26 protein-coding genes are annotated in these 25,557 nt (G+C 71.7%); 10 read left to right on the top strand and 16 right to left on the bottom strand.

Annotation, left to right across the window (positions count from 1 at the left end):
- Window positions 1-27: 27 nt before the first annotated feature.
- The 3 genes from ADK55_RS29210 to ADK55_RS29200 are packed head-to-tail and all read left to right on the top strand — an operon-like array spanning window position 28 to window position 1,603.
- Window positions 28-432, top strand: coding sequence for a hypothetical protein (locus ADK55_RS29210; protein ID WP_053682823.1), 405 nt, complete (start codon window positions 28-30; stop codon window positions 430-432).
- A gap of 5 nt (window positions 433-437) precedes the next feature.
- Entirely contained in the window at window positions 438-863 is a 426-nt protein-coding gene (locus ADK55_RS29205) for a thiol-disulfide oxidoreductase DCC family protein (RefSeq protein WP_053682821.1), read from the top strand.
- Window positions 845-1,603, top strand: a complete 759-nt coding sequence (locus ADK55_RS29200; protein ID WP_053682819.1) for a TetR family transcriptional regulator — start codon at window positions 845-847, stop codon at window positions 1,601-1,603. Before ADK55_RS29205 ends, ADK55_RS29200 begins: the two co-directional genes overlap by 19 nt.
- A 43-nt stretch (window positions 1,604-1,646) precedes the next feature.
- Here ADK55_RS29200 and ADK55_RS29195 read toward each other — a convergent pair whose 3' ends face one another.
- The 3 genes from ADK55_RS29195 to ADK55_RS29185 all read right to left on the bottom strand — a co-directional run bounded on the left by ADK55_RS29195 (window position 1,647) and on the right by ADK55_RS29185 (window position 4,868).
- Window positions 1,647-3,209 carry an ABC transporter substrate-binding protein gene (locus tag ADK55_RS29195; protein WP_053682817.1) on the bottom strand — a complete coding sequence of 521 codons (1,563 nt, stop codon included), beginning with the start codon at window positions 3,207-3,209 and terminating at the stop codon, window positions 1,647-1,649.
- Between the two features lie 88 nt (window positions 3,210-3,297).
- Complete coding sequence (locus tag ADK55_RS29190) at window positions 3,298-4,626, bottom strand: metallophosphoesterase (RefSeq protein ID WP_053682815.1); 1,329 nt, start codon at window positions 4,624-4,626, stop codon at window positions 3,298-3,300.
- Window positions 4,623-4,868 (bottom strand): SCO4848 family membrane protein, encoded by a 246-nt coding sequence (locus ADK55_RS29185; protein ID WP_053682813.1) that lies wholly within the window; start codon window positions 4,866-4,868, stop codon window positions 4,623-4,625. The genes ADK55_RS29190 and ADK55_RS29185 overlap by 4 nt, the downstream gene beginning before the upstream one ends.
- A 142-nt stretch (window positions 4,869-5,010) precedes the next feature.
- On the opposite strand from ADK55_RS29185, the gene ADK55_RS29180 reads away from it, so the two are divergent.
- Together ADK55_RS29180 and ADK55_RS29175 are read left to right on the top strand one after the other, a co-directional pair.
- Window positions 5,011-6,228, top strand: a complete 1,218-nt coding sequence (locus ADK55_RS29180; RefSeq protein ID WP_371591600.1) for a D-alanyl-D-alanine carboxypeptidase family protein — start codon at window positions 5,011-5,013, stop codon at window positions 6,226-6,228.
- A 289-nt stretch (window positions 6,229-6,517) separates the two neighbouring features.
- Window positions 6,518-6,730, top strand: coding sequence for a DUF6243 family protein (locus ADK55_RS29175; protein WP_053682811.1), 213 nt, complete (start codon window positions 6,518-6,520; stop codon window positions 6,728-6,730).
- A 32-nt stretch (window positions 6,731-6,762) separates the two neighbouring features.
- Here ADK55_RS29175 and ADK55_RS29170 read toward each other — a convergent pair whose 3' ends face one another.
- From ADK55_RS29170 to glyA, 4 genes are all read right to left on the bottom strand, one after another.
- A complete protein-coding gene (locus tag ADK55_RS29170) occupies window positions 6,763-7,740 on the bottom strand; it encodes a YihY/virulence factor BrkB family protein (RefSeq protein ID WP_053682809.1) in 978 nt (325 codons plus the stop codon).
- 157 nt (window positions 7,741-7,897) lie between these two features.
- Window positions 7,898-8,494, bottom strand: a complete 597-nt coding sequence (locus tag ADK55_RS29165; protein WP_053682807.1) for a 2'-5' RNA ligase family protein — start codon at window positions 8,492-8,494, stop codon at window positions 7,898-7,900.
- 98 nt (window positions 8,495-8,592) lie between these two features.
- Window positions 8,593-9,606, bottom strand: a complete 1,014-nt coding sequence (gene trpS, locus ADK55_RS29160) for a tryptophan--tRNA ligase (RefSeq protein WP_053682805.1) — start codon at window positions 9,604-9,606, stop codon at window positions 8,593-8,595.
- A 282-nt stretch (window positions 9,607-9,888) separates the two neighbouring features.
- Window positions 9,889-11,157, bottom strand: a complete 1,269-nt coding sequence (gene glyA, locus ADK55_RS29155) for a serine hydroxymethyltransferase (protein WP_053682803.1) — start codon at window positions 11,155-11,157, stop codon at window positions 9,889-9,891.
- A gap of 235 nt (window positions 11,158-11,392) precedes the next feature.
- Between glyA and rocD the strand changes: the two genes are divergently transcribed.
- Window positions 11,393-12,598 (top strand): ornithine--oxo-acid transaminase, encoded by a 1,206-nt coding sequence (gene rocD, locus ADK55_RS29150; RefSeq protein ID WP_053682801.1) that lies wholly within the window; start codon window positions 11,393-11,395, stop codon window positions 12,596-12,598.
- Window positions 12,599-12,629: 31 nt separating this feature from the next.
- Here rocD and ADK55_RS29145 read toward each other — a convergent pair whose 3' ends face one another.
- On the bottom strand, window positions 12,630-13,826 hold the full coding sequence (locus tag ADK55_RS29145; RefSeq protein WP_053682800.1) for a glutathionylspermidine synthase family protein: 1,197 nt from the start codon (window positions 13,824-13,826) through the stop codon (window positions 12,630-12,632).
- Between the two features lie 6 nt (window positions 13,827-13,832).
- Window positions 13,833-14,132: a hypothetical protein gene (locus ADK55_RS29140; protein ID WP_053682799.1), complete on the bottom strand. Its 300-nt coding sequence runs from the start codon at window positions 14,130-14,132 to the stop codon at window positions 13,833-13,835.
- A 125-nt stretch (window positions 14,133-14,257) separates the two neighbouring features.
- Here ADK55_RS29140 and ADK55_RS29135 point away from each other — a divergent pair, with 125 nt between their 5' ends.
- Window positions 14,258-15,124, top strand: a complete 867-nt coding sequence (locus ADK55_RS29135) for a hypothetical protein (RefSeq protein ID WP_053682798.1) — start codon at window positions 14,258-14,260, stop codon at window positions 15,122-15,124.
- Between the two features lie 29 nt (window positions 15,125-15,153).
- Here ADK55_RS29135 and ADK55_RS29130 read toward each other — a convergent pair whose 3' ends face one another.
- Window positions 15,154-16,554 carry a PLP-dependent aminotransferase family protein gene (locus tag ADK55_RS29130; RefSeq protein ID WP_053682852.1) on the bottom strand — a complete coding sequence of 467 codons (1,401 nt, stop codon included), beginning with the start codon at window positions 16,552-16,554 and terminating at the stop codon, window positions 15,154-15,156.
- A gap of 46 nt (window positions 16,555-16,600) precedes the next feature.
- Between ADK55_RS29130 and ADK55_RS29125 the strand changes: the two genes are divergently transcribed.
- A complete protein-coding gene (locus tag ADK55_RS29125) occupies window positions 16,601-17,104 on the top strand; it encodes a carboxymuconolactone decarboxylase family protein (RefSeq protein ID WP_053682797.1) in 504 nt (167 codons plus the stop codon).
- 73 nt (window positions 17,105-17,177) lie between these two features.
- Here the strand turns inward: ADK55_RS29125 and ADK55_RS29120 are convergent, their stop codons facing one another.
- From ADK55_RS29120 to ADK55_RS29110, 3 genes are all read right to left on the bottom strand, one after another.
- A complete protein-coding gene (locus tag ADK55_RS29120) occupies window positions 17,178-18,167 on the bottom strand; it encodes a malate dehydrogenase (RefSeq protein WP_053682796.1) in 990 nt (329 codons plus the stop codon).
- A 391-nt stretch (window positions 18,168-18,558) separates the two neighbouring features.
- Window positions 18,559-19,212, bottom strand: a complete 654-nt coding sequence (locus tag ADK55_RS29115) for a DUF3017 domain-containing protein (RefSeq protein WP_053682795.1) — start codon at window positions 19,210-19,212, stop codon at window positions 18,559-18,561.
- Window positions 19,202-20,062, bottom strand: a complete 861-nt coding sequence (locus tag ADK55_RS29110; RefSeq protein ID WP_053682794.1) for a bifunctional methylenetetrahydrofolate dehydrogenase/methenyltetrahydrofolate cyclohydrolase — start codon at window positions 20,060-20,062, stop codon at window positions 19,202-19,204. The genes ADK55_RS29115 and ADK55_RS29110 overlap by 11 nt, the downstream gene beginning before the upstream one ends.
- 231 nt (window positions 20,063-20,293) lie before the next feature.
- On the opposite strand from ADK55_RS29110, the gene ADK55_RS29105 reads away from it, so the two are divergent.
- Window positions 20,294-20,923, top strand: a complete 630-nt coding sequence (locus tag ADK55_RS29105) for a hypothetical protein (RefSeq protein WP_323178894.1) — start codon at window positions 20,294-20,296, stop codon at window positions 20,921-20,923.
- Window positions 20,924-21,014: 91 nt separating this feature from the next.
- Here ADK55_RS29105 and ADK55_RS29100 read toward each other — a convergent pair whose 3' ends face one another.
- From ADK55_RS29100 to purN, 3 genes are all read right to left on the bottom strand, one after another.
- Window positions 21,015-22,316 carry an IS4 family transposase gene (locus tag ADK55_RS29100; RefSeq protein WP_053682792.1) on the bottom strand — a complete coding sequence of 434 codons (1,302 nt, stop codon included), beginning with the start codon at window positions 22,314-22,316 and terminating at the stop codon, window positions 21,015-21,017.
- 109 nt (window positions 22,317-22,425) lie between these two features.
- Entirely contained in the window at window positions 22,426-24,030 is a 1,605-nt protein-coding gene (purH, locus tag ADK55_RS29095; protein ID WP_053682791.1) for a bifunctional phosphoribosylaminoimidazolecarboxamide formyltransferase/IMP cyclohydrolase, read from the bottom strand.
- Window positions 24,027-24,650, bottom strand: a complete 624-nt coding sequence (gene purN / locus ADK55_RS29090; protein WP_053682790.1) for a phosphoribosylglycinamide formyltransferase — start codon at window positions 24,648-24,650, stop codon at window positions 24,027-24,029. Before purN ends, purH begins: the two co-directional genes overlap by 4 nt.
- A 234-nt stretch (window positions 24,651-24,884) precedes the next feature.
- Between purN and ADK55_RS29085 the strand changes: the two genes are divergently transcribed.
- On the top strand, window positions 24,885-25,523 hold the full coding sequence (locus ADK55_RS29085) for a hypothetical protein (protein ID WP_053682789.1): 639 nt from the start codon (window positions 24,885-24,887) through the stop codon (window positions 25,521-25,523).
- The last annotated feature ends 34 nt before the right edge of the window (window positions 25,524-25,557 follow it).

The following is a 25,557-nucleotide window of genomic DNA, read 5'->3' as shown; positions in this document are numbered from 1 at the left end:
TGAACACGTTCAAGGGGGCTGAGGGCAATGGACCTCACCGTGGTCGCGTACGTCATCTACCTGGTCATCAGCATCGGGCTCACCATCTGGGTCGCCCGCACGCTCACCCGCAACGGCCGGGTCTTCATCGCCGACGTCCTCCAGGGCAACGAGAAGCTCGCGGACGCCGTGAACCACCTCCTGGTGGTCGGCTTCTACCTCGTGAACATCGGTTTCGTGACGCTCTACCTCCGCTCGGCCGAGACCATCAGCGAGGCGCGCGGGCTCTTCGAGGCCCTGTCGGTGAAGCTCGGCGTGGTCCTGCTCGTCCTCGGCGTGATGCACCTGGGCAACGTGTGGGTCCTCAACAAGATGCGCCGCCGGGGCATCATGGAGCGTCAGCAGACCCCGCCCGTCGCCCCCCAGGGCTGGACCGCGCCCGCCCGGGCCTGATCCCGATGACCGACACGACCGCACCGACCAGGCACCTGACGGTGCTGTACGACGCCGGTTGTCCGCTCTGCGTCCACATCCGGCACTGGCTGCTGGGGCAGCGGTGGCTCACGCCCCTGTGGCTGGTCCCGGCCGGGTCCTACGAGGCCCGTCGCCTCTTCCCCGGCCTCGACCACGAGGAGACGCTCCGCCGGATCACCGTGATCGGCGACCGGGGCCAGGTGTGGACCGACACCGACGCCCTCATCGTGTGCCTGTGGGCCCTGGCGGAGCACCGGCCCAAGGCGAACTGGCTGGCCACCCCGGCCGGCCGGCCCTTCGCCCGGGCGGCGATGCACACCGCGTCCGCCTGGCGATCCGCGGTCCGTACCAACGGCGAAGCGGAGCCCGGGGATGCGGCCTGTGACGAACGATGCGCCGTACCCCGATAAGGTCGGACACCGTGACTGATCAGAAGGCTCCCAAGAGCGAGCAAACCCGCACGCTCATCCTCGAAACCGCGCTCCGGCTCTTCCAGGAGCGCGGCTTCGACAAGACGACCATGCGGGTCATCGCCAAGGAGGCAGGGGTCTCGGTCGGCAACGCGTACTACTACTTCGCCTCGAAGGAACACCTGGTCCAGGGGTTCTACGACCGGATCGGCGCCGCGCACCAGGCGGCGGTCCGGCCCATCCTGGACAACGAGAGCGACTTGCAGAAGCGGCTCGCGGGCGTACTGACGAGCTGGCTGGACATCGCCGCGCCGTACCACGAGTTCGCTTCGCAGTTCTTCAAGAACGCGGCCGACCCGGAGAGCCCCCTCAGCCCCTTCTCGCCCGAATCGGAACCGGCGCGCAAGGCCGCGATCGACATGCACCGCGAGGTGCTGGCGGGCGCGAAGACGAAGGTGCCGGACGAACTGGCCGACGTGCTGCCGGAGCTGATGTGGCTCTCGCAGATGGGGCTGGTCCTGTACTGGGTCTTCGACCGCTCGCCGGACAGCGAGAAGACCCGCCGGCTCGCCGAGCGCGGCGCGCAGTTGACGACGCGCGGCATCATCCTGGCGCGGTTCCGGGTGCTGCGGCCGCTGGTGCGGGAGGTGCACGAGCTGTTCGCGGACTTCCTGCCCGGCATGGCCCAGACGGCGGTGTCCCGCAAGCGCGCCTCGGACCCCGACCCCGGCAAGGGGTAGGGGTCCGACGCCGTTTCGGGGGCGTCGCCCCCGGGCCGCGGCGCTACAGCCAGTCGAGGTCCCACAGGCGCCAGACGCCGGTGCCGTCGGAGAGGTACTGCGCACCGGTGACGGCCTCGCGGGACATCACGTAGTCCTTCTTCTGCCAGATCGGCACCATCGGGACCTGCTGCGCGACGATCCGCTGGAGCGCGCGGAAGTCGTCCGCCGCCTCGCCCCGGTCGGAGTGCGCCTGCGTACGGGTGATCAGCGCGTCCACGGCCTTGTCGGAGAAGCCGTTGTTCATCGTGGACCCGGCGCCGACGAGGGGGGCGAGGAAGTTGTCCGCGTCGGGGAAGTCGGCGATCCAACCGACGGTGTAGGCGTCGAAGTCGCCGGCCGCGTACTGCTTCTGGAAGTCCTCCCACTTGGCGACCGCCTTGACGTCCACCCGGAAGAGACCGGTCGCCGTGAGCTGCTTGGCAATCGCGTCGGCCTCCGCGAGGTTCGCGCCGCGCTCGTTGGCACCCAGGCTGATCGGGACGGGGGTGGCGACGCCCGCCGCCTTGAGGAGCTTCCTGGCCGTCGCCGTGTTCGGCGCCGGCCAGGTGTCGAAGAACGGCGTGCTGTGCGACGCGACACCGGCCGGGACCAGGGAGTAGAGCGGGGTCACCGTGCCGCGGTGGACCTCGCTCGCCAACTGCGAGCGGTCGAGGACCGCCGCCACGGCCCGCCGCACGGCCGGCTTCGCCGCGGTGGAGCCGGGGCGGACGTTGAAGACGAGGTTGCGGGTCTCGGTGCCCCCGGAGGCCTGGTACCGGGTGTCCTCCAGGCCCGGGTTCAGGGCCGCGAGCACCTCGGGCGGCATGTCCCGGTGGGCGACCTCGACCTGGTGGTCGCGCCACGCCCGGTCGAGCCCGGCGGAGTCCGCGAAGTACTTCACCGTGACGGGCGTGCGGGCAGGTTTCGCCTGGCCCGTGTAGGTCGGGTTCGGCTTCAGTTCGGCGCTCTCGCCGGCCTTGTACGCACCGAGCACGTACGGGCCCGAGCCGTCCACCTTGCCGTCGTGGCGCAGCGCCCCGGCCGGGTACTTGTCCCGGTCGACGATCGACGCGGCACCCGTGGCGATCTTGAAGGGGAACGTGGCGTCGCGACCGGAGAGGTTGAAGGTGACCGTCCGCCCCTCGGCCTTGACCGACTCCAGGGTGTTGAAGAGCGGTGCCGGACCCTGCGCGGAGTTGATCTTCTTGATCCGGTCGAAGGAGTGCTTGACGTCCTCCGCCGTGATCGCGCGGCCGCCCGAGAACTTCGCGTCCGGGCGCAGTTCGCACTGGTACGTGGTCAGCTTGCCGCCGAGGAACCGGCATGCGGAGGCCGCGTCCGGGACGGGGGCCTCCGAGCCCGGCTTGACGGTCAGCAGCGACTGGTAGACGTTGCCGAACAGGGCCCAGGAACCGGCGTCGTAGGCACCGGCGGGGTCCAGGTCGGAGACGACGTCGCTCGTCCCGACCCGGATGGCGGTGCCCCGCCCGTTGCCCTCGGCGGGGAGCAGCTGCCAGGCGGCGACACCGCCGCCCGCCGCGAGGACCAGCACGGCCGCGATCACCTTCGAGCGGACAGACCGCATCCCCTGCACCCCGATATTCGAACCCCGTATCCGACTATCGGTCACCCAATCATGGAAGATCGGCTGCGGGAAGGCCTGTTATGCCTGGTCAGGCCTGATATGAGGCGAGTTCGACCACGGTGATGTCGGACGGCGCGCCGACTCGAACAGGCGGCCCCCAGGCGCCCGCGCCGCGGGACACGTACAGCTGTGTGTCGCCGTACCGTTCCAGGCCGGCGACGGTCGGGTTGGCGAGCTCGGCGAGGTAATTGCCGGGCCAGAGCTGACCGCCGTGGGTGTGCCCGGACAGTTGGAGGTCGACCCCGTGCCGGACGGCGTCGTGGATGACGATCGGCTGGTGCGCGAGGAGGACGGCGGTCCGGGACCGGTCGCGGTCACCGAGGGCCGCCCGGAAGTCGGGGCCGTGGCCCTCGCTCTCGCCCGCGACGTCGTTGACGCCGGCCAGGTCGAAGTACGGCAGGGCGCGACGCGCGTTCTCCAAGGGCTGCATCCCCAGTTCCCGGACGTGGTCGACCCACTGCTCGGCGCCCGAGAAGTACTCGTGGTTGCCGGTGACGAAGAACGATCCGTGCCGGGCCCGGAGGCCGCTCAGCGGTTCGGCGGCCCGCCCCAGGTCGGGCACGCTCCCGTCGACCAGGTCGCCGACGACGGCGATCAGATCGGGCTGGGTGCCGTTGACGGCGTCGACGACGCGCCGGGTGTGGGCGGCGCCGAGGATCGGCCCGAGGTGGACGTCGCTGACGACGGCGATCCGGAAGCCGTGCGCGGCGCGGGGCAGCTTGGCGAGCGGCACGCGCACCCGCTTCACGCGCGGGCCGCGCAGCACCCCGTACGTCCCGTACCCGACCGTCGCGAGAGCGGCCGCGGCCGCCGCCCCGCCGACGGTCCGCGCGACGAACCGGCGCCGGGTGAGGACGGCGGCGTCGAAGGAGGACTCGCGGGCGGGCGCGGGTTCGGCGGCGGGGTCGGCGCCCGGCGCCCGGTCCGCCGGGGCGGACGGGTCGGGCTCCGCCGCCGGATCCACGGGAGCGGAAGCCGGCGCGGAGGCCTGGACGGAAGCCGGGGCGGAGACCGGGACGGGGACCCGCGCGGCCGGCGGCGTGACCCGGCGGAGCCAGACGGCCCGGACCACTTCCCCGACGAGCATCGCCAAGCTCAGGTACAGCAGCACGGCCAGCCACATGAACCCCGGCCACGCCACCGCCTGCTGGAGCGGGAACGGCACCCCGGCGCGCCCGGCGACCAGGGCCGCGACGGCCGCGAGCGGCAGGGCGAAGGCCAGGGCGGTCCCCGTCCGGCGTGCGACACCACCCGACCGGGTGGTGTCACGGACGAGGCGGACCCACAGCCAGCGGTGGACCAGGGCCAACAGGCCCAGTACGGCGAGCGCGACGAGCGCGACCACGATTACGGTCATCGTGATTCACGCCGCAGCGCGCGCAGGGAACGCAACCCGATCACACCAACGGCCGTCCCCAGGAGAAAGGACGCCACCGCCAGTCCACAGTGGACCCAGAAGTAGGTCGTAGGGTCACCGGCGGTGTCGAAGGCCAGACCGCTGCCGTTCTTCCACAGGTTCCGGACGAAGGACACCCAGATGATCCAGCTCCACACTCCGAAGGCGAGCAGGAACCAGGAGGCGGTGCGGCTGAGTTTCATGTCCCCAGTATCGGATTCGTCCCCGGGAGGGACGCGCCAGGGTGGGCTAGACCGGCGGTGGTTCCGGCGGGTTGGCCGGTCAGCGACGGTGCACAGCCCATCGGGATGTACTTTCACCTGCGTGTATGCCAAGAAGACCGCGCTGACGGTCCTGTCCGCCGCGCTGCTGGTCCCCGCGATGTTCACCGCCCCCGCGCACGCCGCACCGGCCCCGCCCGCCGACGGGAAGGGCCGCCCTCCGATGGACGGCGGCCCGCCGGCGTCGATGTCCACCGTCGGCGGCACGACGCTCGGCCAACCGGGCACCCAGGTGAACCTGCTGCCGGGCGCGCCCGCGCTGCCCACCAACCTCACGGGGCGGTCGTGGATCGTCGCGGACGCGGAGACGGGCGCCGTACTGGCGGCACACAACGCGCACTGGCGACTTCCCCCGGCCTCCACCATGAAGATGCTGTTCGCGGACACCGTGCTGCCGAGCCTGCCCAAGGACCGGGTGCACAAGGTCACCGAGCAGGAGATGGACGGGGTCGGCGCGGGGAGCAGCCTGGTCGGGGTGAAGGAGGACCACGAGTACACCGTCCACGACCTGTGGCTCGGCGTGTTCCTCCGTTCGGGCAACGACGCCGTGCATGTGCTTTCGGCCATGAACGGCGGCATCGAGAAGTCCGTCAAGGACATGCAGGCGCACGCGGAGGAGCTCCAGGCCCTCGACACGCACGTGGTGTCCCCGGACGGGTACGACGCGCCGGGGCAGGTCTCCAGCGCGTACGACCTCACCCTGATCGCCCGCTCCGGGCTGCAGAAGGCCGACTTCCGGGAGTACTGCGGCACGGCGAGCGCGAAGTTCCCGGGCCTCCAGGAGGCGGGCAAGCCCCGCGACTACTTCGAGATCCAGAACACCAACCGGCTGATGACGGGTGCGTACGGGCTCTCCCCCTACAAGGGCATCGCCGGGGTCAAGAACGGCAACACCAGCATGGCCGGCTCGACCTTCACCGGCGCGGCCCAGCAGGGCAACAAGAAGCTGCTGGTCACGGTGATGAACCCGGGCTCGGACGGGGCCAACTCGGTGTACGAGGAGACCGCCGCGCTCTTCGACTGGGGTTTCTCGGCCGCCGGGAAGGTGAAGCCGGTCGGTGAGCTGGTGCCGCCCAAGAGCGCGGACACCAAGTCGCACGGCGCCCCCGCCCAGACGCACGAGAAGGAGACGTCGGCGGGCGGCGACGACTCCGGCAGCAGCGGCGTCGGGACCGCGCTCGGCATCGCGGGCGGGGCGCTGGCCGTGCTGGCGGGCGGGGCGTTCGCGGTCAACCGGCGGTGGCCGCGCCGCGGTCGCCGGGGCGACGAGGACCTGGTCTGACGGTCGTCCCCTGCCGGCGGGCGCGGGCGGGATGAGCCCGCGGCGTCGGTGAGCCCGCGGCGGCCCGGTGACGCCCCTCCGGGCCTGCCCCGGGTGGGCGGCGGGCGCCCGTGCGGGGAAAGGGGTGGTGAGCGGGGCCGACGGAACCGGGTAACGTCTTTGTCATGCTCTTCCAGACGCCGATCCACGAGTGAGCGCGTGACGGGCCTCGGCCGGCGTCCTTCGACGTCGCCGCCCGTCCCCCACCGATGAATCCGCAGAGCACTTCACATCACGACCGGGAGAACCCGTGACCGTCAGCAAGAACATCAACAACCCCGTGGGCCAGGGCGGCGGCCAGCGCAAGCGGCAGTCGCGCGCCGAACGGCAGAACAACGGCCCGCACCGCAACCTCGACCGCCAGGGTGCGGCCGACCAGAAGGCGGAGCTGCTGCGCAAGATGCGCGAGAAGGCGGGCGTGACCGAGGGCTCCGGGACGGGCGAGGACACCGCGCAGAGCTGACGCCACCCCCGCGGGGCCGGCGCGGCGGCGGGTCAGGCGGTGCGCGCGGGCCCCGCGGAGGGGCCCGCGCCGCCGCCCTCGTCCGGGGCCCGCTCCGGGGTCTCCTTCGAGGCCTGCGGGTCCTGAGGGTCCTGCGGGTCTTCCGCGCCGTCGCCGTCCGCGTCGTCGCGGGTCGCCGTCCAGGCGGCGCAGAACAGCAGCAGCTTCGCCGTGAAGTTGATCCAGAGCAGCAGGGCGATCGGCACGCCGAAGGCCCCGTACATGCTCTTCGCGGCGACCTCCCGCATGTAGCCGCTCAGCAGCAGTTTCAGCAGTTCGAAGCCGGCGGCGCCGATGAGGGCGGCCTGGATCAGACGGCCGCGCGACGGCTCCACCCCGGGCAGCAGGGTCAACAGGTACAGCAGGAGCAGGAAGGCGGCCACCACGCCGACCGCGAAGGCCCCGGACCTCAGCAGGGCGCCGCCCGCGCCCTCGCGCGGGATGCCGAGCCAGCCGCCGAACTTGCCGACGGCGCTGGAGCCGAGGATCGAGGCCGCCGCCGAGCAGAGGGCCGCGCCGCCGAGGCCGAGGAGCACCAGCCCGTCCTTGCCCTTGCGGGCGACCGGGTTGCCGAGGTCCTCGTCGTCCTTGTCCCAGACGGCGCGCAGGCAGTCGCGCATCGAGCCGACCCAGCCGATGCCGGTGAAGAGCAGCAGTGCGCCCGCGACGAGCCCGATGGTGCCCGCGTTGGCCACCAGCGCGTTGAGGTCGAGCTGGTCGGAGATGCCGGGCACCTGCTCGGCGAGGCTCTTCTGCAGCCGGTCGAGCTGCTCCTTGCTGAGCAGCGCCGCGCCGACGGCGGCGGCGACGGTGATCAGGGGGAAGAGGGCGAGGAAGCTGATGAAGGTGATCGCGGCGGCCAGCCGGGTCCAGTGCACGCGGTCGAGCCGCTGGTACGACCGCCACGCGTGCGTGCGCATCGCCGCGGCCGCCAAGGGCCCGATCACCGGGAGTTTCGTCAGCCAGTCCATGGGGTCACCGTAAATGAGCTGCCGGAAATAGCCGGGATTGTCGGTTTTGAAGGCTACGGTCGTCGATTGTGACTTTTCGCCCGACGGCTCGTCCGTTCCATGCCCTGGTCCTGCGAAGGCTCAGATTCCGCACGTTCCAGGCCCTGCGGCCGCTTCGCTACGAGCGACGCCCGCGCGTGCCGGCCGCCTCATCGGTGGGTGAGCCCAGTTGTGCCGGCACGCCGGTCGGGCCCGTGCCGAAAGGGTATTCACGCAGCTTGCGCCAGACCCCGTCGGAGCCCTGTTCGTAGAGTGCGAAGCCCTCGCACAGCCAGTCGGCGGCGTACCCGGAGAGGGTGGTGAACGCCAGGTCCATCGCCTCCTCGGAGATCCCGTGGGCGACCGTGACGTGCGGGTGGTACGGGAAGGCCAGCTCGCGGTCGATCGGCCCGTCCGGGTCCCGGAGCAGGGCCTGGAGGCGGGTGCAGCCGGCGCCGCCCTCGACGAGCCGGACGAAGACGACCGGCGAGAGGGGACGGAAGGTGCCGGTGCCCGCCAGCCGCATCGCGAAGGCGCGGAACGTCGCCGCGACCTCGGCCAGGTGGGCCTGGATCGCCGGCAGCCGCTCCGCTTCCACCTCGGTGGGCGGCACGAGGGTGACGTGCGTGGGGATGCCGAGCGCGGCGGCGTCCCCGAAGCCGACCCGCAGCTCTTGAAGGCTGCTGCCGTACGGCTCCGGGACCGCGATCGAAACGCCGAGCGTTACGGTCCCCACGTCTGTCTCCTCCGTCTGTCTCGTCCGTCTGTCCCGTGATCGGGTGCTGCCGCTCAGTGTGATGGCAGCACCCCCCGAACCGCCAGGGTCCTTGTCGGTCAGTGCTTGGCGGGCAGGAACCCGAGGCGGTCGTACGCCTGCGCCAGGGTCTCGGCGGCGACCGCGCGAGCCTTCTCCGCGCCCTTGGCCAGCACGGCGTCCAGGGTCTCGGGGTCGTCCAGGTACTCCTGGGTGCGCTTCTTGAAGGGTGTGACGAAATCGACCATCACGCCGGCCAGGTCGGTCTTCAGCGCGCCGTATCCCTTGCCCTCGTAACGGGCCTCCAGCTCGGGGATCGTCTCGCCCGTGAGGGTGGAGTAGATCGTGAGCAGGTTGCTGACGCCGGGCTTCTTCTCGGTGTCGAAGCGGATCTCCGCCTCGGTGTCGGTGACCGCGCTCTTGATCTTCTTCTCGGTGACCTTGGGCTCGTCGAGGAGGTTGACCAGGCCCTTGGGCGAGGAGGCGGACTTCGACATCTTGATCGCCGGGTCCTGGAGGTCGTAGATCTTCGCGACCTCCTTGACGATGTGCGCGGCGGGCAGCGTGAAGGTCTGACCGAAGCGCGTGTTGAAGCGCTCGGCCAGGTCGCGGGTCAGTTCGATGTGCTGGCGCTGGTCCTCGCCCACGGGGACGGCGTTGGCCTGGTAGAGCAGGATGTCCGCGACCTGGAGGATCGGGTACGTGAACAGGCCGACGGTGGCGTTGTTCGCGCCCTGCTTGGCCGACTTGTCCTTGAACTGGGTCATCCGGCTCGCCTCGCCGAACCCGGTGATGCAGTTCATGACCCAGCCGAGCTGCGCGTGCTCGGGCACGTGGCTCTGGATGAAGAGCGTGCAGCGCTCGGGGTCCAGGCCGGCCGCGAGCAGTTGGGCGGCGGAGAGTCGGGTGTTCGCGCGCAGCTCCTTGGGATCCTGCGGCATGGTGATCGCGTGCAGGTCGACGACCATGTAGAAGGCGTCGTGCGTTTCCTGGAGGGCGACGTACTGACGAATGGCCCCGAGGTAGTTCCCAAGGTGGAACGAACCGGAGGTGGGCTGGATGCCGGAGAGCGCGCGAGGACGATCAGAAGCCATGGCCCCATTCTCTCAGGTGCGATGGCCGTCTCGGGCCTTGCGCCGGCCTGATCGCGTGCCGGATGAGGGCGGGATCACATCCCGGCCCCGCTCTCGGCGGGCGGTGTCCGGCCGTACCCGCGCGTAGCCGGCCGGCCGGATCCCGCCCGGAGCGAGCGACCGCTTTCCGGCCGGCCGAAAACGGAACCTCCGGCGCCGCCCCGGTCCTCGGGGACCGGGGCGGCGACCGCGGCCCCCGGGGTCGGCCGGGGAAACGCGCCGGCGGCGCCGGATCGACCCCGGTCAGGACAGGGGCAGGCCCGGGGCCGGGTGGGCCGACATGAGGTCGGTGACCTCGGCGCGGATCACGGCAAGGGCCGCCTCGTCGGACCCGGCCGCGGCGTCGACCGCGCGGGAGATCCAGTCCGCCACCACCGGCATGTGGTCCACCGTCAGGCCCCGCGAGGTCAGCGACGGCGTACCGATCCGGATGCCCGAGGGGTCGAACGGCTTGCGCGGGTCGAACGGGACCGTGTTGTAGTTGACGACGATGCCCGCCCGGTCCAGCGCCTTGGCCGCGATCTTGCCGGGGACCCCGCGCGAGGTCAGGTCCATCAGGATCAGGTGGTTGTCCGTGCCGCCCGACACCAGGTCGAAGCCCCGCTCCAGCAGGGCCGCGGCCAGTGCCTTGGCGTTGGCGACGACCGCGTGGGCGTACGTGACGAACGCCGGCTGCGCCGCCTCGTGCAGCGCGACCGCGATGCCGGCCGTCGTCTGGTTGTGCGGGCCGCCCTGGAGGCCGGGGAAGACCGCCTTGTCGATGGCCTTCGCGTGCTCCTCGCGGCACATCAGCATCGCGCCGCGCGGACCGCGCAGGGTCTTGTGGGTGGTCGTGGAGATCACGTCCACGTGCCCGGCCGGCGACGGGTGCGCGCCACCCGCGATCAGGCCCGCGATGTGGGCGACGTCGGCGACGAGGATCGAGCCCGCCTCCTTGGCGATCGACGCGAAGGCCTCGAAGTCGATCGTGCGGGGCAGGGCCGTGCCGCCACAGAACATGATCTTCGGGCGCTCGGCCAGGGCCAGGTCCCGCACCGCGTCGTAGTCGATCAGGCCGGTGTCGGCGGTGACGCCGTACTGCACGCCCCGGAACCAGGAGCCGGTCGCGGACACGCCCCAGCCGTGCGTGAGGTGGCCGCCCATCGGCAGGGCCATGCCCATCACGGTGTCGCCCGGCTTGGCGAAGGCGAGGTACACGGCGAGGTTGGCCGGGGAGCCCGAGTACGGCTGGACGTTGGCGTGGTCGACGCCGAACAGGCCCTTCGCCCGCTCGACGGCCAGGGCCTCGACGCGGTCGATGTTCTGCTGGCCCTCGTAGTAGCGGCGGCCCGGGTAGCCCTCGCTGTACTTGTTCTGCAGGACGGTGCCGGAGGCTTCCAGCACGGCGGCGGACACGTAGTTCTCGCTGGGGATCAGGCGCAGGGTCTCGGCCTGCAGTGCCTCTTCCGCCTCCACGAAGGACGCCAACTCGGGGTCGGTCGTGAAAAGGGCGGGATGGCGGCGCGCGGTCATGGCGGCTCCTCCGGGGTCGATGTCGTCTCTCGTCCCCGCGAGGCCCAGGCGAGCGGCCCTGTGTGCGGTCGTGCGCGCACGACTTCCCCGGAGTCCGTTCTCCGTGCGCCAGTCGCCGTGCGTGGGGCCCACCTTAGCGGGCGCGCCACGAGAAAGGTTTCTCCGTCCGCTGTACGAGCGAGGATGGACAGTGACGCCACCCTCGTCACAGGCCTGACGGACGATCGGAGACCCCGTGTCGAATACTGCTGATGCCATCCGCTCCGCCGACGCGCACAGCGCGCACAACTACCACCCCCTGCCCGTCGTCGTCGCGTCGGCGGAGGGCGCGTGGATGACCGATGTGGAGGGCCGCAGGTATCTCGACATGCTCGCCGGATACTCCGCCCTCAACTTCGGTCACGGCAACCGGCGTCTGATCGACGCCGCACGCGCCCAGTTGGAGCGGGTCACGCTCACCTCCCGCGCCTTCCACCACGACCGCTTCGCGGACTTCTGCACCGAACTCGCCGCGCTGTGCGGCAAGGAGATGGTGCTGCCGATGAACACGGGCGCGGAGGCCGTGGAGACGGCGGTGAAGACCGCCCGCAAGTGGGGGTACGAGGTCAAGGGCGTCCCGGACGGCCACGCCAAGATCGTGGTCGCGGCCGACAACTTCCACGGCCGGACCACGACCATCGTGTCGTTCTCCACGGACCACGACGCCCGCGACCACTTCGGCCCCTACACGCCGGGCTTCGAGATCGTCCCGTACGGCGATCTCACCGCGCTCTCCCACGCCGTCACGGAGAACACCGTGGCCGTGCTCCTGGAGCCGATCCAGGGCGAGGCGGGGGTCCTCGTGCCGCCCGCCGGCTACTTCCAGGGCGTACGGGAGCTCACCCGCGAGCGGAACGTCCTCTTCCTCGCGGACGAGATCCAGTCGGGCCTGGGCCGCACCGGCAAGACCTTCGCCCTGGAGCACGAGGGCGTCGTCCCCGACATGTACATCCTGGGCAAGGCGCTCGGCGGCGGGGTCGTGCCCGTCTCCGCGGTGGTCGCCGACCGGGACGTGCTCGGCGTGTTCCGGCCGGGCGAGCACGGGTCCACCTTCGGCGGGAACCCGCTCGCCTGCGCGGTCGCCCTGGAGGTCATCGCGATGCTCCGCTCCGGCGAGTACCAGCAGCGGGCCGCCGAACTCGGCGACCACCTGCACCACGAGCTGAACCTGCTGGTCGGCGGGGGCGCGGTGACCGCCGTGCGGGGTCGCGGGCTGTGGGCGGGCGTCGACATCGACCCCTCGCGCGGCACCGGCCGGGAGATCTCCGAGAAGCTGATGGGGCTCGGGGTGCTGGTGAAGGACACCCACGGATCCACGATCCGGATCGCACCGCCGCTGGTGATCAGCAAGGAGGACCTGGACTGGGGCCTGGACCGGCTGCGGTCGGTGCTGTCGGCCTGACGGGCCCCGCCGGCCTCACGGGCCGACGAGGCTAGAGGATGACGTGGGGCAGGAAGCGGGCGTACTCGTCCGTGACCGGCCCCGCCGATTCCCGGATGCCCAGCCCCGCGGCCTCCTCCTCGACGACCCACGCGCCGAGCACCACCCGGTTGCCGTCGAAGTCGGGCAGCGGGGCCAGGGCCTGGAAGACGTACGTCTCGTCGTCCACCGGGGTGAACGGCTCCCCGTCCTCCCCCGCCTCGTGCAGGGTCACCCCGGCGCCCTCGCGGCCCAGCAGGGGCTTGGCGACGTAGCCGGTGGTGTCCGCGAGCTCGCGCGGGCCGTCGAGGTAGGCGGGCAGCAGGTTCGGGTGTTCGGGGAACAGCTCCCACAGGACCGCCAGCAGCGCCTTGTTGGAGAGCAGCATCTTCCACAGCGGCTCGATCCAGGCCGTCGTGCCCGAGCCGCCGCCGTGGTCGTAGGTGCCCAGCACCTGGGGCCCGAACTCGTCCGAGACCAGCCACTCCCACGGGTAGAGCTTGAAGATGCCGCGGATGAAGCGGAGCTTCTCGTCGACGAACCGGCCGGAGAGGCTGTCCCAGCCGATCTGCTCGACGGACATGGCGACGGTGTCCAGGCCGGCCTGCTCCGCGGTCTCCTGGAGGTAGGCGACCGTCATCAGGTCCTCGCCGAGCTCGTCGGTCTCGGAGTGCGCGAAGTGCACCGGACCGGGCGGCAGCAGCTCGGCCTGCCGGCGCCACGCGTCGACGAGCCGCTCGTGGAGGGAGTTCCACTGGTCCGCGCCGGGGAACCGCTCCTCCATCCAGAACCACTGCGGGCTCGCCGCCTCCACCAGGGAGGTCGGGGTGTCGGCGTTGTACTCCAGCATCTTGGCCGGGCCGCCGGAGCCGTCGTAACGCAGGTCGAAGCGGCCGTAGAGCGAGGGCTGCTCGTCGCGCCGGCGCCAGGACTCGGCGATGCGGGCGGCCAGTTTCGGATCGGTGATGCCGAGGTCGGCGAAGCGGTCGTGCTCGACGATGTGGGCCGCCGCCGCGAGGCACATGGCGTGCAGTTCCTCGACGACGTTCTCCAGCGCCTCGACCTCCGGGAGGGAGAACGAGTAGTACGCGCTCTCGTCCCAGTAGGGGCGCAGGCTGTCGTCGGGGTACCGGGTCAGGGGGTAGATCACCCCCTGCTCCTCGACGGTCCGCTGCCAGTTCGGGCGTGGCTCGATCGTGTGCCGCTCCACCCGGGATCAGCCGCCGCTGGAGCCGGAGTGGCTCTTGCCGATGCCGCCGCGGGTGACGGCGGACTTGTCGAAGCTGCCGCCGCCGACCTTGCCGTTGGCGACGCTGCCGCCGTAGTAGTACGCGCCGGTGCCGCCGCTCTTGCATTCCTTGTTGTTCAGGTGGTTCAGCGTGGAGCGGGACGCGCACCGCTTGTCGGGCTCGTCGCTGCTGCCGCAGGCGACGAGGGTCGCGGCGAGCAGGCCCATGCCGCCGAGCGCGACGGCGCCCGAGCGCATCCGGCGCCGATTGGTGCTGCTGGTGTCCATGTGAGTTCGCTCCCCCTGGGTGGCGTGCTCCCGACAGACTAGAGCGGGGTGACCGGGGGATGGAATCCAGCCGTCGTCACACCCTTGTCACGACGGTGACCTAGAGTCGGTTCGTGCTTGTTGGGATGATTTGCGCACTCGGTGCGGCGGTCTGTTTCGGTACGGCCTCGGTCCTCCAGGCCATGGCGGCGCGGGCGGCGGAGCCGGGAACCGGGTCCGGCGTGGACGCCGCGCTCCTGCTGCGGGCCCTGCGCCAGTGGCGGTACCTGGCGGGGCTCGGCCTCGACGGGGTCGGCTTCGTCCTCCAGATCATCGCCCTGCGGCACATCCCGATCTACGCGGTGGGGGCCGCGCTGGCGGCCAGCCTCGCGGTGACGGCGGTGGTCGCGGCCCGACTGCTGCGCGTACGGCTGAACCGGAGGGAGTGGGCGGCCGTCGCCGTGGTGAGCGCGGGGCTGCTGATGCTGGGGCTCGCCTCCGGGGAGGAGGGCTCCGGGACCGGTCCGCCCGCCCTGGAGTGGGGGTTGCTCGCGGTGGCGGTCCTGGTGCTGCTGGTGGGGGCGGCGGCCGGCGGCCTGCCGGACCGCTCCCGGCCGCTGGTGCTCGGCTTCGCGGCCGGAACGGGCTTCGGGGTGGTGGAGGTCGCGGTCCGCCTGATCGACGGGGTCTCCTGGTCGGCGCTGACCGACCCGGCCCTGTACGCGCTCCTGTTGGGCGGCGGCGCCGCCTTCCTGCTGCTCACCTCGGCCCTGCAACGCGGCTCGGTGACGGCCGCCACGGCCGGCATGGTGCTGGGCGAGACGATCGGCCCGGCGGCGGTGGGGGTGGTGTGGCTCGGGGACCGCACCCGCGAGGGGCTGGCCTGGTTGGCGGTGCTCGGCTTCGTGGTGGCCGTGGCCGGTTCGCTGGCCCTGGCCCGCTTCGGCGAACCCCCGGCGGACCCGGCCGACCCCGCGGACCCGGCCGGCCCGGTGGCCGATCCGGTCCCCTGACCCGCGCTCCGCACGCCGCCCGCGCCCCCCTACGGGAGGGTCGCCTCCAACGCCGCCAGCGCCCCCGACCACGCGCTCTCCGACGGGGTCCCGTAGCCGAGCACCAACGCGTCCCGCGCCGGCATGGCCGAATCCGGGTGCCGGAAGCGGGACAGGCCCTCCAGGGCCAGGTCGTGCCAGGCCGCCGCCTGGATCAGGGGGCGTTCCGTGCCGGCCGGGAGGTCGAGCACCGCGTGCAGACCCGCCGCGATGCCGGAGACGGTCACCGCCGTCCGCGGGGCCAGGGCCTCCACCAGGGCGTCACGCCGGCGCCGGTAGCGCAGCCGCATGCTCCGGACGTGCCGGTCGTACGCCCCGGAGCGGATGAACTCCGCCAGCGTCAACTGGTCCGGCGCGCCCGACATCCAGTCGGTGTGCCCCTTCGCCGCCAGCACCTCGTCCACCAGCCCGGCCGGCACCACCATCCAGCCCGTGCGCAGCCCCGGCGCCAGCGACTTGCTCGCCGTGCCCAGGTACACGACCCGGTCCGGGTCCAGCCCCTGGAGCGCCCCGACGGGCTGGCGGTCGTAGCGGAACTCCCCGTCGTAGTCGTCCTCCAGGATCAGCCCGCCCGTGGTCCTGGCCCAGTCCACGGCCGCCGCCCGCCGCCCCGGGGTCAACGCGACGCCCGTCGGGAACTGGTGCGCGGGCGTGAGGAGCACCGCCCCCGACGCCGCCGTCAGGTCCTCCGTACGGGCGCCCGCGCCGTCCAGCCACAGGGGGCGCGTCCGCAGCCCGGCCCCGGTGAGCAGGTCCCGGTGCACGTCGAGGCTCCAGCCCTCCACGGCCACCTCGCGGACCCGGCGCGCCCGCAGCGTCCGGGCGAGCAGCGTCAGCCCGTGCGCGAACCCGGCGCACAGCACGATCCGGTCGGGGTCGGCGTCCACCCCCCGGGCGCGGGCCAGGTAGCCGGCCAGCGCCTCGCGCAGCTCGATCCGGCCGCGCGCGTCCACCGCGTACCCGAAGGCGTCGTTCGGGGCGGCCGCGAGGGCCTTGCGGGCCGCCGCCGACCAGGCGGTGCGCGGGAAGCCGCCGAGGTCCGGAGAGCCCGGTACGAAGCTGTACGCGGGTCCCCGCCGGGCGGGTGGCCGGACTCGTGCGGCACGGGCGGGGCGGCGCGGCACGGCACGTTCCGCGACCCGGGTGCCCGAGCCGTGACGGGCGGTCAGCCAGCCCTCGGCGACGAGTTCGCCGTAGGCCTCGGCGACCGTGTTGCGGGCGATGCCGAGGTCGACGGCCAGGGACCTGGAGGAAGGCAGTCGGGTTCCCGGGGCGAGCCGACCGCTGCGCGCGGCCTCGCGCAGCGCCTCGGTCAGTCCGGCTCTCAGCCCGCGCCCGGCGGAAAGGTCGAGATGCAGGTCGGCGCCGAAAGTGGCCCAGGATTCCGTCATGAACATGGACCATATCGGCGGGCCGCCGGGCTCCTACGGTGGAGCCATGACGACGACGAACGAAACCCCCGCGTACGCCCCCGAGCACCCCGCCCGCCTCCAGTGGGCCAAGCTGGTCCCCGACGTGTACAAGGCCCTGGTGTCCCTGGAGGTCGCAGCCCGCAAGGGCCTGGACCCGACGCTGGTCGAGCTGGTCAAGGTGCGCGCCTCGCAGATCAACCACTGCGCGTTCTGCCTGGACATGCACACCAAGGACGCGCTGGCCGCCGGCGAGAGCGTCGAGCGGCTGATCCAGCTCGGCGCCTGGGAGGAGTCCCGGCACTTCTACACCGAGCGGGAGCTGGCGGCGATCGAGCTGACCGAGGCGGTGACCGTCCTGACGGACGGGTTCGTGCCGGACGCGGTGTACGGGAAGGCGGCCGAGCTGTTCGACGAGACCGAACTGGCCCAGTTGATCGCCGTGATCACGGCGATCAACGCCTGGAACCGGTTCGGCGTGACCTGTCGCCTCGCGCCGGGGCACTACACCCCGGGCATGTTCAAGCACTGAGCCCGCCCCGTACGAACGCCGAAGCGCCCCGGCCTGGTGTGGCCGGGGCGCTTCGCCGTGCGTACGGGTTCGATCAGATCAGGCCGAGCTCGCGCACCGCGTCGCGCTCCTCGACGAGTTCCGCCACGGACGCGTCGATGCGCGCACGGGAGAACTCGTTGATGTCCAGGCCCTGGACGATCTCGTACTTGCCGTCCTTGGTGGTGACGGGGAAGGACGAGATGATGCCCTCCGGGACGCCGTAGGAGCCGTCCGACGGGATGCCCATCGAGGTCCAGTCGCCCGCGGCGGTGCCGTTGACCCAGGTGTGCACGTGGTCGATGGCGGCGTTGGCGGCCGAGGCGGCCGAGGACGCGCCACGCGCCTCGATGATCGCGGCGCCGCGCTTGGCGACGGTCGGGATGAAGGTGTCGGCGAGCCACTGCTCGTCGCTGACGACCTCGGCGGCGTTCTTGCCGGCGATCTCCGCGTGGAAGATGTCGGGGTACTGGGTCGCCGAGTGGTTGCCCCAGATGGTCAGGCGCTTGATGTCGGAGACGGCGGCGCCGGTCTTGGCGGCCAGCTGCGAGATCGCGCGGTTGTGGTCCAGGCGGGTCATGGCGGTGAAGCGCTCGGCCGGTACGTCCGGGGCGGCGGCCTGCGCGATGAGCGCGTTGGTGTTGGCCGGGTTGCCCACGACGAGGACCTTGATGTCGTCCGCGGCGTGCGCGTTGATCGCGGCGCCCTGCGGCTTGAAGATGCCGCCGTTGGCGGAGAGCAGGTCACCGCGCTCCATGCCCTTGGTACGCGGGCGGGCGCCCACGAGCAGCGCGACGTTCGCACCCTCGAAGCCCTTGTTCGGGTCGTCGAAGATGTCGATGCCGGCGAGCAGCGGGAAGGCGCAGTCGTCAAGCTCCATGGCGGTGCCCTCAGCGGCCTTCATGCCCTGCGGGATCTCCAGGAGGCGGAGCTTGACCGGCACGTCCGCGCCGAGGAGGTGACCGGACGCGATGCGGAAGAGCAGCGCGTAGCCGATCTGTCCGGCGGCGCCGGTGACGGTGACATTCACGGGAGTGCGGGTCATGGCCTTCTCCGTTAGACAGCTGGCGATGGGGCGTCCCTGCCCCCTGTGCTGGGAGGACGCCGCTCCCCGACCCTGTGAATCTTGACGTGAAGAGACATCCGTCGATCAGGCTATCCGACCCGGGGGGCGCCCAACCCCCGGGTCCGTGTGGTGCAGGGCACACGGACCCCGGCGTTCGAAGGCGACGTCGGGGGCGGAGCCCTCATTCCACCCGGATGACCTCGCCGGTGTGGTGGCCTTCCGGCGACGTGACGCGGGCGTGCGCGGCGCGCGCCACCGGGACGGCGTTGACGCCCGGTCGGCCGTGGCGGCGCCACCGACCCGCCTGGCCGGGCGGGGCGCGTCGAGTGACGTACGCGCTCCGCCCGCCGGCCGGATCCGACGGGGCGCTCTAGCGCACGGTGAAGCGGACCACGTCGGTCAGGAAGGGGATCTCCAGCCACGCCTTGGGGGCTTGCACGACCAGCGCGAGCAGGATGATCGACGCCCCCAGCAGCCCGTACGTGACCATGTCCGTGAACCGGGACCGCACGGCGAGCATGCCCACCGACGGCAGTATCCAGCGCATGACCGCTCCCGCGATCAGCGCGGCCCCGATGATCAGGCACCCGACGCGCGGGTACCCGATCGCCGTGGTGAGCAGCCCGATCGCGGTGGCGGCCAGCACGCTGAGCATCGGCCACTGACGCGCCGGGGCGGGCGCGCCCCCGGGCGCGGCCCGGCCGCCGCCCTCGGGGCGTGCGGTGTCCCGGGTGACGGAGGGGAAGCGACGGGACTTCGCCCCCGCCGCCTCCGGCCCCTCGCCGTCGACCTCGCCCGCGACCTCGCCCGCGTCGCCCGCGTCGCTCTCGTCACCCGCGGCGTCTGCCTCGACCGGCTCGGCCGGCTCGGCCGCGTCGGCCGCGTCGGCCGCGTCGCCCGCGTCGCTCTCGACGGGGAGCGGCTGCGGCTGCCGCCCCTTCGTCGGCTCGACGGCGCCCTCGGGCGCCCTCGGCGCCGGGGCCTCCGCCGGTTCCGCCGGTTCCGTGTCGCGCTCAGCCCGCACTGGTCGTCCGCTCCGCCGCCTCGACGACGTTGACGAGCAGCTGGGCGCGGGTCATCGGGCCGACACCGCCCGGGTTCGGCGAGATCCAGCCGGCCACCTCGGCGACACCGGGGTGCACGTCGCCGACGATCTTCCCGTTCTCGTCGCGGCTCACGCCGACGTCGAGGACGGCCGCGCCCGGCTTCACGTCCTCCGGCTTGACCAGGTGCGGGACACCGGCCGCCGCGACGACGATGTCGGCCTGGCGCAGCAGCCCGGACAGGTCGCGCGTGCCGGTGTGGCACAGGGTCACGGTCGCGTTCTCGGACTTGCGGGTCAGGAGCAGGCCGATCGAGCGGCCCACGGTGATGCCTCGACCCAGGACCACGACGTGCGCGCCGTTGATCTCGACCCCGTGGTGGCGGAGCAGCTCGACGATCCCGTACGGGGTGCAGGGCAGCGGGCCCGGCTCGTTCAGCACGAGCCGGCCGAGCGACATGGGGTGCAGGCCGTCGGCGTCCTTGGTCGGGTCCATCAGTTCCAGGACGCGGTTGGTGTCGATGCCCTTGGGGAGCGGGAGTTGCACGATGTAGCCGGTGCACTCGGGGTTGGCGTTGAGTTCCCGCACGACCTCCTCGATGTCCTCCTGGGAGGCCGTCGCGGGCAGTTCACGCTGGATGGAGGCGATGCCGACCTCGGCGCAGTCCTTGTGCTTGCCGTTGACGTACCAGCGGCTGCCCGGATCGTCACCGACCAGCAGGGTGCCGAGGCCGGGGGTGATGCCCCGGGCCTTCAGCGCCGCCACGCGGGCGGTCAGTTCGGACTTGATCGCGGCTGCGGTGGCCTTGCCATCGAGAATCTGGGCGGTCATGCCCCCCATCCTCCCGGATGGAGTGGCCCCGGTTCCAGTCAAGGGGTCTCCGGTGGACCGCCGGGTGTACGCGGGTGACATGGTTCATTGCACTTGCACAACAAGTGGCACGCCGCTCGCGCCCCGGCTGGACAACGCGGGGTCGACCGGACCACGATGACGGGCAATGAGTGCCGCGGGCAGTGCCGGGGGGCGGACCGCAGAGAAGTGCAGAGTTCCTCCGATAGTGCCGTGCGTCCCCGCACTTCCACGGAGGAACACCCCAAGATGAGCTTCGGCGACCCGAACAACCCGTACGGACAGCAGCAGCAGCCGCCGCAGGGCCAGCCCGGCTACGGCTACCCGCAGCAGGCCCCGCAGGGCGTCCCGCCCCAGGGCGGCTACGGATACCCGGGCGGCGCCCCGGCCTACCCGGGCGGCTACCCGGGCGTTCCGCAGACGATGCCCGGTGGCGTGAAGGCCGCCCGCGTCATGCTGTACGTGATCGCCGGTCTCCAGGTCGTCGGCGTCGGCGTGCTCTTCGCCGCCATCGCCCTGATCGAGCGACTGAAGCAGGAGCCCGACCTCCAGGGCAACGCGCAGTTCGAGGACATGGCCAAGCTGGGCTCCGGCGTGCTGTACGGGCTCATCGCCCTGGCCGTGGTCTACCTGGTCGCGTCCATCGTGCTGGGCATCCAGTGCGGCAAGGGCGGCAACGGTGCCCGCATCGGCATCATGGTCTACGCCGGTCTGGGCATCGCCCTGAGCCTGTACCCGTTCTTCCCGCTCAGCCTCGTGCACCTGGTGCTGCTGATCCTCGTCATCGTGTTCGTCGCCAAGTCCGACGGCTCGGCCTGGTTCAACCGTCAGCGCAACGTCTGACGCACACCGCACGACGAAGGCCGCGCCCCCTTCCGGGGACGCGGCCTTCGTCATGTGCGGACGGGGTCCCAACCCAATGCCGTTGTTTGACTCACTGAACTATCGAAGGTTGCAGCGTGATCACCTTGGTAGGAACCCGTCGAGTCGGCTGCCGGTCCTTGGCACTCATGCAATAGGAGTGCTTCGATGAGTATTTCGAGTCCGGCCGCTTGAGGTGCCGGTCTGCCTCGCGAAGGCGTCGGAGGCCGTTGTCGAGTTTGCGGTGCACTTTCGTCGCGAGCACGGCGAGGAAATACTTGATCTTTTTGGGTGTGTTCGCGCTCTGCCGGACCACGCTGCGCCGGGTGTGCTTGAGGACTTTGACGAACGAGACTCGGTCCGGCTCGATCCCGCTGTCGCCAGCCAGATGCATGATGACCTGCGTGAGGCAGTGATGCACGACCAGGTGCGCCCAGACCTCCTGTCGGACCAGGCCGGGGTCACCAGAGCGCAGGACTTCGGCTGGCCCTCGCTGGAAGGTCTTGATCTGGCGAAACGCCGATTCCGCCTCCCACCTGCGATGGTAGAGGGCTGCCAGTTCCGCCGCCGGATACGCGTCCGGGTCGAGCAGGTCCGTCAGCAGTCTGACCGTCTCCCCGCCGTCGACCTGATACTCGATCACCCGGACCAGCACCCCGCCGGGATGGGAGGCCCGCTGTCCGCCCAGGCTCATCCTTCCCAGGTAGGTGCCGTCAGCAAGGTGCTCGACCGGCCTCTGCGCCACCGGGGAACGCGCCCGGATCAGCAGATGCGCCCCGGCCTCGAGATAGGCCTTCCATAACTCGACCCCGGGGAAGCCACGGTCCATGATGACCAGCATCCCGCGTGCCGAGCCCACCAGCCCGATCGCCAGCTCCCGCTCGCCGCCGTTGAACCCGCCCACCGCGGCGTCGATCTGCGCGTGGGTGCCGCACTCGGTCAGCGTCACCACCCGCACCTGCGGAAACCCCGCGTTCTGGCCGCCTTTGACCGGTCCGCCGAACGCGTTCCGATTGGCAGTCGTGTCCGGTGCGTCCAGCACACACCCGTCCACCGCGGCCAGCCGCATTCCCCGATAAAACGCCCCCGCGAGATTGTCCGGGGCCAGTGCGCCGGCCAGAGAGCGGAACACGAACTCCAAGACCTCGGGCCCCAACCGCTGCCGGGCCCGGGTAAATGACGCCCTGTTCGGGATCTGCCCGCCCATCCCGGCTATCGCACCGGTCAGGTTCTCCGCGACGTCGTCGTAGGAGTCCTGCTGGAACAGTGCCAGCGCCAGCGTGAAATAGACCATGAACCCGGCCGGCAACGCCCCCGGCTTCTTGTCGCGCACCCCGCACTCGGCCAACGCCTCAGCAACCAGCCCGGCCGTCAAACCCCACCCACGGATGCATACCCGACACAACGATCACACCGACAACACGTCACTCCGACCACGGGAAACTACTTGCGGTGCTCAAACAACGGCATTGGACGGGGTCCGGTCAGTGGAAGAAGTGACGGGTACCGGTGAAGTACATCGTCACGCCCGCGGCCTTGGCGGCCTCGATGACCAGCTCGTCACGCATCGAACCGCCCGGCTGGGCCACGGCCTTGATGCCCGCGGCGGTCAGGATCTCCAGCCCGTCGGGGAAGGGGAAGAAGGCGTCGGACGCGGCGTACGAGCCGCGAGCGCGCTCGGCGCCGGCCCGCTCGACGGCGAGCTTCGCGGAGTCGACCCGGTTGACCTGTCCCATGCCGACGCCGACCGAGGCGCCGTCCTTGGCGAGCAGGATCGCGTTGGACTTGACGGCGCGGCAGGCCTTCCACGCGAAGGACAGCTCGGCGAGCTCGTCGGCGGAGAGCGCCTCGCCGGTGGCGAGGGTCCAGTTGGCCGGGTCGTCACCCTCGGCCCGGCCCGCTCCCTCGGCGAACGTGTCGCTCTGCTGGAGCAGCGCGCCGCCGGAGATGAGCTTGAGGTCGCCCGGCTGGTGCGGGGAGCCGGCCACCTTCAGGATCCGGATGTTCTTCTTCTTCGCCAGGATCTCGACCGCGCCGGCCTCGTAGTCGGGGGCGGCGATGACCTCGGTGAAGATCTCCGAGACCTGCTCGGCGAGCTCGACGGTCACCGGGCGGTTGACGGCGATGACGCCGCCGAAGGCGGACAGCGGGTCGCAGGCGTGCGCCTTGCGGTGGGCGGCGGCCACGTCCTTGTCGACGGCGATGCCGCACGGGTTGGCGTGCTTGATGATCGCGACGCAGGGCTCTTCGTGGTCGTGGGCGGCGCGGCGCGCGGCCTCGGTGTCCACGTAGTTGTTGAAGGACATCTCCTTGCCGTGCAGCTGCTCGGCGTTGGCGAGCCCGCCCGGCCGGCCGTCGGTGTAGAGGGCGGCGGCCTGGTGGGGGTTCTCGCCGTAGCGCAGGGTCGACTTGCGCTCCCAGGCCTCGGCCAGGAACTCGGGCAGGACGGCCTCGGGCTCCGGGGCGTAGGCGTTCGTGAACCAGGACGCGACGGCCACGTCGTAGGCCGCGGTGTGCTGGAAGGCCTCGGCCGCGAGCCGCTTGCGGGCGGTCAGGTCGAAGCCGCCGCCCCGGGCCGCGGTGAGGACGTCGGCGTAGCGCTCGGGGCTGGTGACCACGGCGACGGACGGGTGGTTCTTGGCCGCTGCACGGACCATCGACGGACCGCCGATGTCGATCTGCTCGACGCACTCGTCCGGGGTCGCGCCCGACTGGACGGTCGCCAGGAAGGGGTAGAGGTTGACGATCACCAGGTCGAACGGCTCGACGCCCAGCTCGGCCAGCTGGTTGCGGTGGTCCTCCAGCCGCAGGTCGGCGAGGATGCCGGCGTGCACGCGCGGGTGCAGGGTCTTGACGCGGCCGTCGAGGCACTCGGGGAAGCCGGTGAGCTCCTCGACCTTGGTGACGGGCACACCGGCCGCGGCGATCTTCGAGGCGGTGGAGCCGGTCGAGACGAGCGCGACGCCCGCCTCGTGCAGGCCGCGGGCCAGGTCTTCCAGTCCCGTCTTGTCGTAGACGCTGATGAGCGCACGACGGATCGGCCGCTGGGTCGTGGTCGGGTCGTTGCTGCTGCTGTCTGCGGCGGTCACTGGATTGTTACCTTTCGTCCCTCAATGCGGTAGCCGTGCCGGGCCAGGCGCCCCACGACGTCGACGAGCAGCGTGCGCTCGACTTCCTTGATGCGCTCATGGAGAGCGGCTTCGTCTTCCCCGTCCCGGATCTCGACGACACCCTGGGCGATGATCGGACCGGTGTCGACGCCGCCGTCCACGAAGTGGACCGTGCAGCCGGTGACCTTCGCGCCGTAGGCGAGGGCGTCGCGCACGCCGTGCGCGCCGGGGAACGCGGGGAGCAGCGCGGGATGGGTGTTGATGAACCGGCCGCCGAAGCGGTCGATGAACTCCTGACCCACGATCTTCATGAACCCGGCCGAGACGACCAGGTCCGGGGCGTGGGCGGCGGTCGCCTCGGTGAGGGCGACGTCCCACTCCGAGCGGGTGGCGTACGCCTTGACCGGGCACACGAAGGTGGGGATCCCGGCCTTCTCGGCACGCTCCAACCCGGCGATGCCGTCTCGGTCGGCCCCGACGGCGACCACGCGGGCACCGAAGCCCTCCGGGCCTTCGGGGTGGGCGTCGATGGCGTCGAGCAGGGCCTGGAGGTTGGTGCCGGAACCTGAGACCAGCACGACCAGGCGGGAGGCGGCCATGTACGGCCCTTTCTCACGTGAATACGGCGTTCGTCTTGTGCGATCGTATGAAACTACGGGGCACCGGTATACGGGGAACCATACGAAGCCACCGACCGCCTGCAACGATACCGGCACACCGGACCGCCCCCGAGGGACGGGGGGACGGCCGGGCGGTAGCGTCTGGCATACAAGCCACAAACGACGCGGCGCGACGCCTTTGGCCGCACGACAGCAGGGGAAGTAACGCACTCGATGCCGGACCGCCGTCAGCCCGACCCCTCGACCGACGACAACCCCTTCGCGGCTCCCCCGGAGGGCCGGCCCGACCAGCCGTGGCAGCCGCGCGGTGGCGGCCCCGGCCAGGGTCGGGACCAGGACCGGGGCTCGGACCCGACCGGCCCCGACGGTCCGGCCCGCTGGGACCCGACCGACCCGATCCAGCGGCGCGCCCGGTACGCCCTGCTGGCGGGCATGTGGGGGTTCTTCTTCGGGATCTTCGGAATCCCGTCGGTGGGGCTCCTCCTCGGCGCGCTGGCCATGTACTGGGGCATCACCGCCCTGCGCGGCCGCCCGGCCGAGCCGGCCGCGTCCCCGGACACCGACCCCACCGCCGCGACCCCGACCACCACCCCGGCACCCGCCACCACGCCGGCCCCCGGCGGCCTGGCGGCCCTCGGCCCGGCAGCCGGCCCCCAGCGCACGGCCGCGATCGGCGGCCTGGTCACGGCGTCGCTGGCACTGCTGCTGGCGATGAGTTCGTACGCCCTGCAACTGGCTTACAAGGACTTCTACGTGTGCCGCGAGGACGCACTGACGAAGACCGCGGAACTCCAGTGCAACACCCTGCTCCCCGACAACTTCCTGGGCAAGGTCCTCAAGGTCCAACGCTGACCCCCACCCGGGGCGGCCCCAGCCGCCCCGGCCC

This window comes from Streptomyces sp. WM4235 (assembly GCF_001279725.1).
Taxonomy (GTDB): domain Bacteria; phylum Actinomycetota; class Actinomycetes; order Streptomycetales; family Streptomycetaceae; genus Streptomyces.
The sequence above is the reverse complement of the archived record's forward strand: the minus strand, read 5'-3'. Positions and strand labels throughout refer to the sequence as shown.

Coding starts and splice junctions, on each gene's coding strand:
- ADK55_RS29210 (WP_053682823.1), top strand. CDS start 28: ATGGACCTCACCGTGGTCGCGTACGTCATCTACCTGGTCATCAGCATC.
- ADK55_RS29205 (WP_053682821.1), top strand. CDS start 438: ATGACCGACACGACCGCACCGACCAGGCACCTGACGGTGCTGTACGAC.
- ADK55_RS29200 (WP_053682819.1), top strand. CDS start 845: ATGCGCCGTACCCCGATAAGGTCGGACACCGTGACTGATCAGAAGGCT.
- ADK55_RS29195 (WP_053682817.1), bottom strand. CDS start 3,209: ATGCGGTCTGTCCGCTCGAAGGTGATCGCGGCCGTGCTGGTCCTCGCG.
- ADK55_RS29190 (WP_053682815.1), bottom strand. CDS start 4,626: ATGACCGTAATCGTGGTCGCGCTCGTCGCGCTCGCCGTACTGGGCCTG.
- ADK55_RS29185 (WP_053682813.1), bottom strand. CDS start 4,868: ATGAAACTCAGCCGCACCGCCTCCTGGTTCCTGCTCGCCTTCGGAGTG.
- ADK55_RS29170 (WP_053682809.1), bottom strand. CDS start 7,740: ATGGACTGGCTGACGAAACTCCCGGTGATCGGGCCCTTGGCGGCCGCG.
- trpS (WP_053682805.1), bottom strand. CDS start 9,606: ATGGCTTCTGATCGTCCTCGCGCGCTCTCCGGCATCCAGCCCACCTCC.
- glyA (WP_053682803.1), bottom strand. CDS start 11,157: ATGACCGCGCGCCGCCATCCCGCCCTTTTCACGACCGACCCCGAGTTG.
- ADK55_RS29140 (WP_053682799.1), bottom strand. CDS start 14,132: ATGGACACCAGCAGCACCAATCGGCGCCGGATGCGCTCGGGCGCCGTC.
- ADK55_RS29135 (WP_053682798.1), top strand. CDS start 14,258: ATGATTTGCGCACTCGGTGCGGCGGTCTGTTTCGGTACGGCCTCGGTC.
- ADK55_RS29130 (WP_053682852.1), bottom strand. CDS start 16,554: ATGACGGAATCCTGGGCCACTTTCGGCGCCGACCTGCATCTCGACCTT.
- ADK55_RS29125 (WP_053682797.1), top strand. CDS start 16,601: ATGACGACGACGAACGAAACCCCCGCGTACGCCCCCGAGCACCCCGCC.
- ADK55_RS29120 (WP_053682796.1), bottom strand. CDS start 18,167: ATGACCCGCACTCCCGTGAATGTCACCGTCACCGGCGCCGCCGGACAG.
- ADK55_RS29110 (WP_053682794.1), bottom strand. CDS start 20,062: ATGACCGCCCAGATTCTCGATGGCAAGGCCACCGCAGCCGCGATCAAG.
- purN (WP_053682790.1), bottom strand. CDS start 24,650: ATGGCCGCCTCCCGCCTGGTCGTGCTGGTCTCAGGTTCCGGCACCAAC.
- ADK55_RS29085 (WP_053682789.1), top strand. CDS start 24,885: ATGCCGGACCGCCGTCAGCCCGACCCCTCGACCGACGACAACCCCTTC.